Annotated in this window: 9 protein-coding genes; 4 read left to right on the top strand and 5 right to left on the bottom strand. The window is 44.0% G+C overall.

The features are described from left to right. Positions 1-24 precede the first annotated feature (24 nt). Entirely contained in the window at positions 25-2,631 is a 2,607-nt protein-coding gene (locus tag BFP97_RS00975; RefSeq protein ID WP_083262353.1) for an ABC transporter permease, read from the top strand. A 55-nt stretch (positions 2,632-2,686) separates the two neighbouring features. Further along, a complete protein-coding gene (locus tag BFP97_RS00965; RefSeq protein WP_170827374.1) occupies positions 2,687-3,850 on the top strand; it encodes a TlpA disulfide reductase family protein in 1,164 nt (387 codons plus the stop codon). 45 nt (positions 3,851-3,895) lie between these two features. Here the strand turns inward: BFP97_RS00965 and BFP97_RS00960 are convergent, their stop codons facing one another. After that, complete coding sequence (locus tag BFP97_RS00960; protein ID WP_069840627.1) at positions 3,896-4,402, bottom strand: DUF6155 family protein; 507 nt, start codon at positions 4,400-4,402, stop codon at positions 3,896-3,898. A 158-nt stretch (positions 4,403-4,560) separates the two neighbouring features. Here BFP97_RS00960 and BFP97_RS00955 point away from each other — a divergent pair, with 158 nt between their 5' ends. Together BFP97_RS00955 and BFP97_RS00950 are read left to right on the top strand one after the other, a co-directional pair. Next, positions 4,561-7,278 (top strand): phosphoenolpyruvate carboxylase, encoded by a 2,718-nt coding sequence (locus tag BFP97_RS00955; RefSeq protein ID WP_069840626.1) that lies wholly within the window; start codon positions 4,561-4,563, stop codon positions 7,276-7,278. Between the two features lie 82 nt (positions 7,279-7,360). Beyond that, positions 7,361-8,248: a dienelactone hydrolase family protein gene (locus BFP97_RS00950; RefSeq protein WP_069840625.1), complete on the top strand. Its 888-nt coding sequence runs from the start codon at positions 7,361-7,363 to the stop codon at positions 8,246-8,248. Between the two features lie 469 nt (positions 8,249-8,717). On the opposite strand, the gene BFP97_RS00945 is transcribed toward BFP97_RS00950, so the two are convergent. The 4 genes from BFP97_RS00945 to BFP97_RS00930 form a co-directional block, all read right to left on the bottom strand. Beyond that, the gene (locus BFP97_RS00945; protein WP_069840624.1) at positions 8,718-9,461 is read right to left on the bottom strand and encodes a hypothetical protein; all 744 of its coding nucleotides are present in this window, start codon (positions 9,459-9,461) and stop codon (positions 8,718-8,720) included. Continuing rightward, complete coding sequence (locus BFP97_RS00940; protein ID WP_069840623.1) at positions 9,462-12,557, bottom strand: hypothetical protein; 3,096 nt, start codon at positions 12,555-12,557, stop codon at positions 9,462-9,464. It abuts the gene before it with no gap. 80 nt (positions 12,558-12,637) lie between these two features. Further along, positions 12,638-13,561: an alpha/beta fold hydrolase gene (locus BFP97_RS00935; RefSeq protein WP_069840622.1), complete on the bottom strand. Its 924-nt coding sequence runs from the start codon at positions 13,559-13,561 to the stop codon at positions 12,638-12,640. After that, positions 13,561-13,914: a translation initiation factor gene (locus BFP97_RS00930; RefSeq protein WP_069840621.1), complete on the bottom strand. Its 354-nt coding sequence runs from the start codon at positions 13,912-13,914 to the stop codon at positions 13,561-13,563. The genes BFP97_RS00935 and BFP97_RS00930 overlap by 1 nt, the downstream gene beginning before the upstream one ends. Positions 13,915-13,950: the final 36 nt, after the last annotated feature.

Genomic DNA, 13,950 nt, shown 5'->3' with positions numbered 1-13,950 from the left:
ACATAAGTAAGACTTGATCAAACCATGAACGCAGATCCAAGAAAACCACAACCTCCCCGATTTGCAAAGTGGTTACTAGAGAGCTTCTGCTCTTATGATTTCCTGTCTACTGCCCTTTGGGACATGGAAGAATTATTCCATCGAAATGTGAAAATCAAAGGAGCTCGCAAGGCTAAATGGCTCTACTTAAAAGAGGCAATCAGCGTTGTTATCTATCTTTTTTTCAAAGGAAAAAGTCAATACTCAACTAACAAAATCGCCATGTTAAAGCACAATCTTCTCATTTCAATTAGAAGCTTCAAGCGCTTCAAAAGTACTTTTCTCATCAACCTGCTTGGTTTGGCAAGTGGCCTTGCCTGCACGCTACTCATTTACCTTTGGGTAACCGATGAGCTTTCGATAGACAAGATTTACGACAACGGTGATCGTATTTATCAGGTATTAAGGAATCGCACCGAAAACGGCCAGATCGAAACCACAACCTCTATGCCCGGTAGATTGGCTGAAGAGCTAATAGCTAGCTATCCCGAAGTTGAGGCCGCTTCCATGGTCTGGCCTCCAGAGTTCTTCGGTACAAAAGGTTATGTTGCAGAAGGCGAAGAACAATTCAGGGCTCGGGCTCAATATGTCGATCCTGAATATATCCAGGTCACTTCTCTTACACTCATGGCGGGTAATCCTAAGTCTGCTTTAAATGACAAGTCCGATGTATTGATTTCAGAAAGCCTTGCCAGAAAGGTTTATGGAACTACAGACAACCTTATTGGTAAAACACTCCAATGGAACGAGAGCCGGGCCTCCACAGGCGATTATTTGATTAGTGGCATTTTCCAAGATGTACCCAAAAATGCCACAACGCAGTTCGATATGCTCCTGAATGCCGAGGTGATGATGTCTGCTTATAAATACATGGAGGACTGGGGCAATACGAATCCTGATGCCATTGTCCTTTTGAAAGAAGGGGCATCTCCAGAAGCCTTCAATACTAAAGTCGAAAAGTTTCTTCAAACCAAGCTGAAGATCTCAAAATCTACCCTCTTCATTCAGAAGTATTCCGATAGGTACCTGAGGGGTTCCTATGAAAATGGCGAAGTGGCAGGAGGCAGAATCAGTTACGTGCGCCTCTTTTCGGTGGTAGCGCTGATCATTCTTGCTATCGCATGTATCAATTTTATGAATCTCAGTACGGCTAAGGCAGCAGGTCGGCTTAAAGAAATTGGAGTGAAAAAGGCACTTGGCGTAAAGAGAAAAGCGCTGATCGGCCAATACTATACTGAATCCTTTTTGCTTACGATCATGAGTGTGATCACCGCCTTTGGCATAGTCGGCCTATTATTACCTCAATTTAATCATGTGACGGGCAAATCGCTCACGATCAGTCTATCTGAAGAAATGCTAGTAGGCACCGGATTGATTGTCTTAATCACCTCATTCCTAGCAGGAAGCTATCCTGCACTCTATTTATCAAAGCTCAAAACAACAGAATCGCTTAAAGGGAAATTGGTCAAAAACTTCAGCGATTTATTTATCAGAAAAGGACTTGTAGTTTTCCAATTTTCAGTGTCCATCATACTGATCTTTAGTGTATTAATCATTTCTCAGCAAGTCGACTACATTCAAAATAAGAACCTTGGATACAATAGAGAAAATGTGATCAAATTTGACAATACGGGTATAGACGATTCTGCCTATGAGGGCTTTTTATCTTCTTTGGATGTCATACCCGGCATCATCAATACTGCCTCTACAGGCCATGACTTGACAGGAGACCATGGCAGTACCGGGTTGAGCTACCCAGGTCAAGATCCTAATAAACGGTTGATGTTCATTAACCTGGAAATGAGCGCTGGCTTTATTGAGACCATGGGCATAGAACTCGTGCTTGGCAGGGCCTTCGATGGAAATCGACAGAATGAAGAGTCCAAAATTATGTTCAACGAAACTGCCATTGAACAAATGGGGCTTGAAGATCCTATTGGAAAGGTGGTAAAGTTGTGGGGTAAAGAGAGGGAGATCATCGGGGTAGTCAAGGATTTTCATGCAGAGTCCCTTTATGAAACTATTCAACCCACCCTTATTCAGGCCTACCCAGTATTAAACAGCACGATCGTAAAAATTCAAAGCGGCACAATCGCGAATACCCTAGGTCAGATTGAAGAGCGCTTTGAAGAATTCAGCAATGGAGTTCCCTTTGAATATCGATTTCTTGATGATGATTATCAGGCCATGTACCAAAGTGAAAAAAGAGTCTCATCACTTGCCCAATTCTTCGCTATAGTGGCAGTTATCATCTCCTGTCTGGGCCTTCTCGGTTTAACAGCATTTACGGCCGAAAAGCGCTCCAAAGAAATTGGCATACGTAAAGTGCTTGGCTCAGGCAGTTGGAGAATTGTGAAACTGCTTTCGCTTGACTTTGCGAGAATGGTGCTTGTTGCCCTGGCTTTTGGCTTACCCCTAAGCTATTTCATTGCTCAAGACTGGTTAGAGAACTTTAAGTATGCGATCGACCTGAAGCCTTGGCACTTTTTAATCTCAGGTTCAGCCATTCTATTGGTTTCCTGGGTAACAGTGAGCTTTCAGACCTTCAAAGCTTCTTACAGAAACCCTGTTGATGTCTTGAGATCAGAGTAGCCGGCTGAAAGATTTCATTAGCATCTTTGCCGAAAGCTTCTCTAATTTGATGTTAATGAAATCAACATTTACCAAATCAAGCTTAGCACTGCTATCCATCATTCTGCTTTTCGCTTGCGCTCCAGAGGCACCACAAGATCCGAATTCATTCACTGTATCAGGCACTGTCGAAGCACTTGACACAGATTTCATGTCCTATAGTTACAGGGATGCTGAAGGAAAAAGGGTGAGTGATTCTGTTTTCGTAAAGGACAACAAATTTACCTACACTGGTAAAATCGAGGCCCCTACTCACATCATCTTCTGGCCCAATGTGGAAAGAACTATCAAACGATCCGGTAGAGGTTACTATCCAGCCAAATCAAGCCAGTTTGCCTTTTTAGCTAGCCCAGGAGATGAAATCAAGTTTACGGGAGAGGTAACAGACTTCATTAACGCCTACCCCACTGGCACAAAAGCCAATGATGAGCTGGCGACCATTAATAAAGTCATCTTTCCGATGATGAATGAAGCCATCAACATGCAACTTGAGATCAATACCTTAGATGAAGCAGATCCCAAGCGCGCTGATTTGGAAACCTCAATGGCTCAGATCAATGCAGAAGTCGTTGAGAAAAAGAAGGCTTTCGTGTCGGCTAACTCAGGTTCGGAAGCTGCGGCCTGGTATTTATCGGACATGATGATTCGCAGTCATGTTACTCAGGAGGAAGCAATTTCTCTATTTAAGTCCCTGGACACCAACCTTGCTCAATATCCTTTCTATGATGCTGTTGCCCAACGTGTGGAAGGCATTGAGTCAACAAAAGTGGGCAAGATTATGCCCAACTTTAGCACATCAGCATCTATGGATGGAGAACCATTTGAGTTGAATAGCCTAAGAGGAAAGTACGTTTTAATCGACTTCTGGGGAACATGGTGTGCGCCCTGTATTGCTGAGATGCCTACTGTCAAAGCATATAAAGAAAAGTATGCCGATCGCTTAGTAGTATTGGGTGTAAACAATGGCGATACCATGGAAAAAGTCAAGCGCTTTGTAGAACCGAAGGGCTACGACTGGCAGCAAATTCTGGACAAAGACGGTGAGCAAGACCTCGTGCTGAAACTCAATGTCGCAGGCTTCCCTACGAAATTTATCCTGAGTCCTGAGGGAGAAATACTTTACCGATTTGTTGGGGAGACCAAGATGGCCTTTGATGTATTAGACAAAATTCTAGAGTAAGGTTTCATTTATCGGTCGGACCGCTTTAAGCGGTCCGACCGTTTATTAACTCGCGACCTTATCCTCCATCCCCTCGGCATTAAACCACTCCTGATCCCAGGCCGTCTCTACAATGTTTAGAATTCGGTCTTTGAATACAGCCCGAAGGCCACTAGTCTCGATATGGGCAATCGCCTGATCGAAAGAATTAAACATACTTTTGTAAAAGGCATCTTGATTGATCCGCTTCTTTTCATTGAATCGCTGAGCCGTTTCCAGATTAAACAGCATTACTTCTGCAATCAAGGTAGGGTCCATCCCTAAGAGTAAGAACTGTTTGATGTACTTCTGAGCTACTGATCTTCGTGCTCTGGGCTTTCTTCTCTTTACAGGAAAGTACTCGTTAGCAATCTTCATTTTCGCCTCTTCTACCAACTTATCTTCCTTAGGGTTGAAGACAAAATTGTAATAAGTCTGCACAGGCTTAAAGCGCGTATACAGATCCAAGACCTGATCTTCTAATTCTTTTTTGTCTAGGGATTGTAAGTACTTGACTAGGGATCTTTTGCTCATTTTTTTTATTTGTGCCTTCCAAAGGTAGCATTCTAACTACTTGTAATCAGAGATCTTGTAAAAAGTCATTTACTGACATTTCATTCGATTTCATAGTTATTGATACACGCACTTTCATCTATAGCTTTTGTGATGGATATTGAAGTAAAATTCCCACCATGACAATCGATGAACTAGGCGAGCAGAGTATCCGCAAAAACAAAGCAGACTTCTATTATCTTATTGAAGCGTTTCAAGAGGTCTTATTGGCCTTAGGAGAAGAAGGTATTGCCAAAACAATGCCCTGGGTGAATGAGCCGAGCAAGATATCTCCTGAACAAATCGAAACAGAGAAATTTATTCAGGCTTTGAGCATCTCATTTCAACTGCTAAATCTTATCGATGAAAATAATGCAACGCACCACCGCAGGAAACTCGAAAATCACCTGAGTCCAGATCGAATCAAGGGATCCTGGGCAGAAACCCTTAAGCACTTCAATGACGAAGACATTCATGCCTCAGATGTCTTGAAAGAATTAGAAAAGATGAGGGTGCGCCCCGTACTCACGGCCCATCCTACCGAGGCCAAACGTGTAACTGTTCTCGAGATACAGAGAGAGCTTTACAAACTTCTGGTTAGGCGTGAGAATCCTAACCTCTCCGTTTCAGAAAAAGACAAGGTTAGAAAAGACATCATGTCCCTGCTAGAGCGCTGGTGGCGCACCGGAGACATATATCTGGAAAAACCAAGACTGGAAGATGAGCGGAATAACATCTTGCATTATTTCAAAAACGTCTTCCCTAGGGCACTCGACCTAGTTGATAACAAACTATCATATGCCTGGGATAAAGCCGGTTTTGATAGTGATCAGCTCAAGGAAGCCTCACACTATCCGGTGCTTGAATTTGGTAGCTGGGTTGGAGGTGATCGGGATGGGCACCCTTTTGTTACTCCTGATTTTACGAAAGAGACATTGGGCGTACATAGACAATTAGCCCTGCAGATTCACCTGGAGTCGCTTAAGTCGCTCGTTAAGCAGCTCAGTTTTTCTGAAAACCTGGTGGGCGTTCCCGAATGGTTTGATCAGAAGCTCAAAGACTTCAGTGATGAGATGGGCGTGGCTGGCAAAAAAATACTCAAGCGAAATATCGGAGAGCCCTGGAGACAATTCACAGGTTTGATGATACTCAAACTCAAAAACAGTCTTAACACAAAGACACTTTCTAAACCTCAATATGTGCATGCTTCTGAACTATTGAGTGATATTGAAGCGATCAAAAAATCACTGGAAGAAGTTAATGGAGACAGAACGATCAGGAATTGCATCTTCCCCATAGAGCGAAAACTCATTTGCTTCGGCTTTCACCTGGCCAAATTGGATATTCGTCAGAACAGTGCCTATCACGAGAAGGCCATTAGCCAGATCCTGAAAATGGCAGACTTTGAAGACTATGACTACGGCACGTGGTCGGAAGATAAAAGAATGGAGTTCCTCAATCGGGAACTACAGACGAGTAGACCCTTTTTGATGCCCGGCTTTAAATGTGAAGGTGAATCTGAGCAAGTCATCAGCTATTTCAAGGTAATCAAAGATCACGTGGATGCTTATGGGCCAGACGGCATCGGATCTTTTATCATCAGTATGACCCGAAGTCTCAGTGATATCCTGGTCGTTTTCCTCTTCTTTAGAGAGGTAGGCCTCGATCACGAACCATTTCAGGTAGCTCCTCTTCTGGAGACCATTGAGGACCTGGAAGCAGGTGAGCATATCATCGCAGATTACTTGAAGCACCCCATCACCCAACCCAGGTTCGAAGGGAAGGAAAAGATTCAAGAGGTAATGCTGGGCTATAGCGACAGCAATAAAGATGGCGGTATTCTTTCCAGTCGATGGACCATTTACAAAACAGAAAAAATCTTAACGGCAGTAGCCAAAAAGCATGGCTTTGAACTGAACTTCTTCCATGGGCGCGGTGGAACGATCAGTCGTGGTGGCGGTAAAATCCATCGATTCTTACACAGTATGCCTCCAGGATCGGTCAGTGGACAAATCAAGATGACTATTCAGGGTGAAACCATTGCTAATCAATACGCGAACCTTTTAAATGCGACTTATCATTTAGAAATGCAGCTATCCGGATCGGCATGGCAAACGCTTGACAAGCGATCGGAAGATCCACACGAATTCGCCTATTCGATTCTCGATCGATTAGAAGAAAAGTCAAAGAAGAAATACCGATCGCTGATCGATCATCCTCAATTCATTCCTTTCTACCGACAGGTAACGCCTATCGATGTTCTGGAGGAGAGTAAAATTGGTTCCAGGCCTTCACGCAGAACCGGGCAAACTTCATTAGATGATTTAAGATCAATCCCTTGGGTATTCAGTTGGAGTCAAGCCAGATTTAATCTTACAGGCTGGTTTGGCTTGGGCCAAAGCCTTAAAGAGATCAAGGAGGAAACGCCAGAAGACTTTGAAAAGCTGAAAACGCTTGCCGAATCCTGGTCTTTTTTCAAATACTTAATGATTCAATTAGAAACCAACCTTTTGGGAGTGGATACTGAGATTGTGCTGGCCTTTAAGGCACTTATGGAAGACCAAGCGGTGGCAGCGGAACTCACTGATCTGGTACTAGCTGATTATCAGCTCGCATTAGACCTAACAGATGAAGTCCTGGGAGGCCATCGTGAAAAAAGGCGCTTTGCCAAGTATGAAGACAATCAGCTTCGAAACCAAGGACTGGCACCTCTCCATCAAATTCAGCTCGATCAAATTAAGCAATGGAGATCGGCAAAAGCCAGTGATCAGCAAACCGAGACATCAAAGCAAAAGAGTCTTCATAATCAGTTGCTGATTGTTAATGCCCTGGCCGGAGGACTTAAGAGTACAGGCTGATATTCAAACCACTCTTCAAGTATTGGTGAACATAAATGGTGTAGAATGATTATCTTGATGTAACCATTCTAAAACCACTATCATGAAAAAGCTATCTAAAGACGAAATCAATCAGGAAATCTTCGATTTATACGATGACTATGCGCATAATAAAATCGACAGACGAAAGTTTGTTGAAAAGCTTTCGGTTTACGCTATAGGTGGCTTGACACTATCAAGTTTGATGAGCAGCATGATGCCTGACTATCAAACGACCCGACTGATCAAAGAAGGCGATGAACGTTTAACTTCAGATTATATCAATTATGATTCACCCAAAGGTGGTGGAAGCATCAAGGGATTACTCTCCAAGCCGACTGGCACTTCTGGAAAAGTTCCGGGTGTTGTGGTGGTTCATGAAAACCGTGGCCTGAATCCATATATTGAAGATGTCGGTCGAAGAACGGCTGTTGATGGTTTTATTTCACTTGCTCCAGATGCACTAACCCCTCTAGGCGGGTATCCGGGTACAGATGATGAGGGCAGAACAATGCAACGTAAACGAGATCGTAATGAGATGCTCGAAGATTTTATCGCAGCATATGATTACCTCGTGAAACATCCTGATTGCAACGGTAAGGTTGGTGTAGTTGGTTTTTGCTTTGGAGGTTGGATCTCTAATATGATGGCTGTGAGAATCCCTACCTTATCAGCCGCAGTCCCTTTTTATGGTGGTCAACCTTCAGCAGAGGACACGGCAAAAATCAAATCTCCATTAATGTTGCAATATGGCGGACTGGATAAAAGAGTGAATGCAGGGTGGCCAGCTTACGAAGAAGCACTGAAAGCCAACAATGTAGAACACCAGGCTTTTGTCTATGAAGGAGCTAACCATGGTTTCCATAACAATACTACACCGAGATATGACGAAGCTGCTGCCACCTTGGCCTGGGAAAGAACCATTGGCTTCTTTAAAGAGAAGCTAGCCTAAGTCGATTGCTAACAAGAACAGTCCGACCGTTCAAAGCGGTCGGACTGCTTTTTATATCCTCTCTGGTTCGCACCTGTCTGCCGCCAGGCAGGCTTGCAGTGCGGACCCATATTCAAGATATCAAGCAAACAATAAAGACCAGTGCACACTAGACAGAGGAATTTCATAGAGAGAATACTTTGTTTACCGATTAAATCTGACGGTTTACCTAAGAGTGGGTTCAATAGTGATGATATCTGACAACCTTTGATCTATCAATCGGTCAAAAAATATGGTCATGAAAAAGGCATTCTTACTTATAGCATTACTTCTTTTGGGATTCTACCTCCAAAGCCAATCTGAAAAGGTCACTATGGAACAGAAGTATAAAACAGAAGCTTCACAAGGAAAGTAACTAAGCACATCTGGTTCGCACCTGTCTGCCGCCAGGCAGACAGGTGAGCGCTAGTCAGGATGCGTTTACTTAAGACTACTCTTCAGCATATAATGAATGCTCCAACATTGCCTTTCTAATGGCTTTATCAGACAAGTAATACTTATCCATAAACCGCTCACCAAATCTCTCATAGGTAGCCCTACAGCAATCATCATAGCGAACATAATAAGCGTACTGCCAGATTTGACTTCCCATACCATGATAAACCGGCATTAAATCAGTACTCTGCTCATGGGCCGCGTGAAATTCGTCTTTCATTAAGTAGCTCAAGCCCCACTTTCCAATCTGTAATGTATTATGCCGATGATAGTAAGCAACATGCCCAAGCTCATGGGCCAAAATTCCTACCTGCGCATCGAAGGGAAGGTTTCTGAGCAAGATCTCATCATATGATGTATTACTGGCATCATTCAACAGTATTCTGTAATGCCGCCTGCTTCCGGGCCCGAAAAGCGACCAGATATTGAAGTTTGATTCCATGGGAGCTCCACTTTGCGTAAGCTCCATATCAATTTTGACGCCTTTCAATTCTGGATAAGCGGAATAGGCCAAAAGTGCCTGTATTTCAAAGCCCGTAGGAAGTCCCTTATTTGGTCCAACAACTGCCTTCAGACTATCTAAATCAAAGTTGCGCCCTGCCAGCGTATCTGGAAAGACATGAACATTTTCAACTTGATCGTATTGGACTGGGTCAACTTTTTGAAACCAAACGCTCGCTGCGAGTACCACCACCACAACGATCAAGTACAATACGACTTTCAGAATCTTTTTGAGCACTTATTTAAAATCCTTTACCAATTCCAAATTAAGGTTTTCAACGAACGATCTGAACTCAGTCCATTCCTTGCCGAAGAATTGATCGATAGACTCCAGCACTGGTGTGGTATTCCGCTTAGCATTCTCATAAGCCAACTGCTGTGGTTGTGTCACTGGCTTATAGCTGCTTTCAATCTTGCTCCTGATATTTCCTAACTGACTTGAAATCAAATCTGGGTTTCGTGACAAGCCTTGAACTCTTGGGGCGAAAATCAACTCTCTAAGGGACTTCAGCCCCTCCTTGATCTCTTCCACCTTCTCCTTTAGCTCTTTATGGTCCTTATCTAGGGCCATAACATTATCAGCGATACCTCTAGCTTCATCAATTCGATCCACTGCTGCGGTAACTTGTGAAACCAATTCATAATATTGGGTAATGAAGGCTTGCTTCTCAGAAATCTTCTGTGCATCCCAAGACGTTCTTTGATCTCTCAGTACATTAATGGCCTGACTTGACGACTCTCCTTTCTTGGTAAGCGTGACCTGATAAGTGCCCGGCAATACATCATAGCCACCTGGTTTTGTAGCGTTCTTGCTGGTCGGCTTTCGAGATCCTGGTTGTCTTATTCCATCGGCTTCAAACCCCCAGTAGACACGGTTCACACCTTCCTTAGCATTGTAAGTCCTCGTTCTCACAATATTGCCTGATGCGTTTGCTACCTCCATCTTTACTTTGCCCTTCGCTCGAGCATAAAAGCTAATAGCGGCATTAAAGGGCTTATTTTCTCCCATGAACAATCCATTTCCGGTACTTCTATAACCCCAGTAGGGCCCAATGATGGCATTAGTGGCGTCAGGAATAGCAAAGGTGTGAATCTCCTTTTCCTTGAGCTTGTTCATGCTCATTTGAGCTGCTTCGCGAAGCGGTCGAATGTCATCTAAAATCCATATCGCTCGGCCGAAAGTTCCGATAATCAGGTCGTGTTCTCTTGGATGTATATGTAGATCCATGGTAGGCACTGTCGGATAACCATGAGTCCATTTGGCCCAGGTTTTTGCGCCATCCATGGTTACATATAAACCACTTTCTGTACCTAAAAACATCAGGTTTGGTTCTACTGGATCTTGTACTAGTGATAAGGCAAAACCAAAGACATCTCCCTCATTCACAATGCGTTTCCACGATCTTCCGTAGTTTGTAGTCTGATAAACATAGGGGTTCCAATCGTCCCTCCTGTGCTCATCGAATATCACAAAGGCTGTCCCTGCATCATAAGTACTCGCCTTGATTTGCTGCACCCAACTGTTGGCTGGAAGCCCTGGGAATTTACCCGCACTGTTCGACCAGTTCTGACCGCCATCTCTGGTCAGTTGTACATTGCCATCGTCCGTACCCACCCAAATCATTCCTTGGGTTAAGGTACTGGGCTCAACTACAGTAATGGTGGTGTGCATTTCTGCTCCTGAGTTATCGAGATTGAGTTTACCACCTGTTTCGGCTTGTTTTTGTTTTTCAGGATCGTTAGTCGTTAGATCCGGAGATATGATTTCCCATGAATCACCGTGATCAGGAGATTTAAACAAGTATTGACCTCCGAGGTAAATTGTCTTCTTGTCAAACGGATCGATATTGACTCCCGCATTCCAATTCCAACGAATGCGTTCGCCATTCGGGTGTTCCGGTCGAATACCTATCATTTGCCCTGTCTTGCGATCGTATCTTCGAATGTTTGCCCCTTGGCTCAACGAATAGCCATATCGGGTATCCAAGGGATCTGGAACCACGTCAAAACCATCTCCACCTACAATTCTTTCCCAATACCCATTGCGAATGCCGCCCTGTTTCAGAAGTTGGCTTGGGCCTAACCAGGCACCATTGTCCTGCATGCCACCCATGACATTATATGGTGTTTCCATGTCATAGCTTACGTGATAAAACTGACCGATTGGAAGGTTCTCCATATAGTGCCAACTACCCCCGCGATCGCGGCTCACCTCCATGCCACCATCATTTCCCAGCACCATGAAACTCGGATCGTCTGGATGTACATAAAAGGCATGGTTATCTACATGAATAAAGCCAGGGTTTACAAATGTGCTAAAACTCTTACCTCCATCTTCACTGGAGGTCACTGTTGTATGGAGTGAGTAAACTCTGTTTTCGTTCTCTGGGTCTACGTAGAGATCGGCATAGTAAAACGGTCTACTGCCGATACCACTTTCTCCTTTATTGGAAACCCTTCTCCAACGATTTCCTCCATCGTCAGAACGATAAATGGCATTCTCTTTCGCTTCCACGTAGGCATAAATTCTATCTGGCATTGATGGAGCAATGGCCAAGCCTATTCTTCCCAAGTCTCCTGTAGGTAGTCCGTGCTCTGAAGTCTTTCTATCCCAGGTTTCGCCACCATCGTAAGAGATATAGATGCCCGAGGCAGGTCCTCCAGAATTAAAGAACCATGGAAATCTGCGATGTTCCCACATGGCCGCCACCAACTTATTTGGGTTCGTTGGGTCAATCACGAGATCAGCAATACCAGCTCCTGGAATGTCGTAGAGCACTTTTCTCCAGGTAAGACCGCCATCGGTGGTCTTGAATACGCCTCGCTCTTCATGCTCAGCCCAAGGTGAACCGATGGCTCCGACCCAAACGGTTTTCGGATCGTCAGGATGGACTATCAGTCGATGAACATTTTTGGTATTCTCAAGCCCCATATGCTTCCATGTCCTGCCTGCATCGAGGCTTCGATACACCCCATAACCACCATTCAATGAGTTTCTCGGATTGCCCTCTCCGGTACCTACCCAAATGGTGCTTGCATTTGAAGGATCGATTGTAACAACTCCTATGGACGCAACCTCTTCCTTATCGAAGAGCGGTTCCCAACTAGTGCCACCACTCACAGATTTCCACAGACCTCCCGAAGCGGTGCCAGCATAGATGATATTGCGGTTGTGCCGCACCACATCAATGGAAGTGACACGACCGGACATCCCTGCCGGGCCAATAGAGCGTGGCTCCATGGCTTCAAAGATAGAAAGGTCAGTCTGAGCGATCGCTGAAACCGAGGTAAGGACGAGTAATAAAAGTGATTGATAGAACTGCTTGAACTTCATGCGAAAAAGGTTTGAGTCGACTTAAATATAGACTGACTGAAGCCTTCGGCACACGAAAATTCTTTTAGCGGTGGAGATTATTACTTGGCCAAAAATGCTTTGACTTGACCGAAGTACTCTTCGCTTGATTCAACAAAGGGAAAATGACCCGATTCCTTGACAACATATAGCTCAGAATCAGCGAAAGACTCGGCCATTCTATCGGCATGGAGTTCCAAAGCAGGCTCAATTTCTCCGAACATAATAAGCGTTGGGGTTTTGATATTGATCAACTGATCGTATAGATCGTAACCACTCATGTCAGCATTCAAGGTACCATATGCCTGACTTCTCAAAACAAAGTCTTTAGGAATGAAAAGTTCAAGCTTGTCGATATTGGCCTTATCGTACATATGCACTCGATAGGAAATCATCATCATTTCTTTGATCGCCTCTGATGGATCTTCTGTTCTCAATAAGCCACTGCTCGTCAGGTTATTGAGTTTGTCCTGATCTTCTTTGCTCGTCTTTTGTCCAACAAGTTGGCTTTCGGCTTGCCAATCCACCGCACTTGGTGCCATGGCATTAGACAAGACCAAATGATTCAGGTTATCATCGTACTTGAGGGCATATTTCATCGCAATCAAACCTCCCCATGAATGTGCCAACAGATTGATTTTCCCTAAGCCCAAAGTTTCTCTTAAGATTTCGATATCCTCGACAAAGCCGTCCAAGGTCATGGTCCCAGGGTCAACCCGAATGGACGATTTTCCGGCCGCTCTTTGGTCGTAAAAAATGAGTTTATAATCTTTAGAAAGTGCTTCGAAGTGAGGAAGCAGATAAGAATGGTCCAATACCGGTCCTCCATGAACGATAACCAAAGGCTCACCTTCGCCTATAGTTTTATAGTAGACATCAGAGCCATTGATCTTAATTGTTCCTTCAATTACAGGTAGTCGATCGACAGAACAACTTAGGCTACTTAGGACTAAAAGGGCGACAATAGCGATTTTGAAATATCTCATCAGCCCCCAACTCTTTTAGCTCCGTAACCTTCCTTTTGTAATAATTGTAATACTTTATCTCTATGATCTCCCTGGATTAGAATTTCTCCGTCTTTGGCCGATCCACCGACACCGCATTTTGATTTGAGCATTTTACCCAGATCCTTTAGGTCATCCTCAGTTCCCACAAAGCCTTCAACCAAAGTCACTTGCTTTCCTCCTCGGCTCTTTTTATCGAGCATAACTTTTAAGTTTTGTGCTGAGGGGGCTAAGGTTTCTTCCTCGTAATCATTCTCATAATCATAGGAATAATCTGAATTGGTGGAATAAACTACTCCAGACCTTCCCTTATCGCGGTTATTCTTTCTGCCCATAAGTTCAAAAGTACTAAAAAGAAAAAGTCATTCAGC

Source organism: Roseivirga sp. 4D4 (assembly GCF_001747095.1).
GTDB lineage: Bacteria > Bacteroidota > Bacteroidia > Cytophagales > Cyclobacteriaceae > Roseivirga.
Note: the sequence above shows the minus strand (reverse complement) of the source record. Positions and strands in the feature narration are given on the sequence as shown.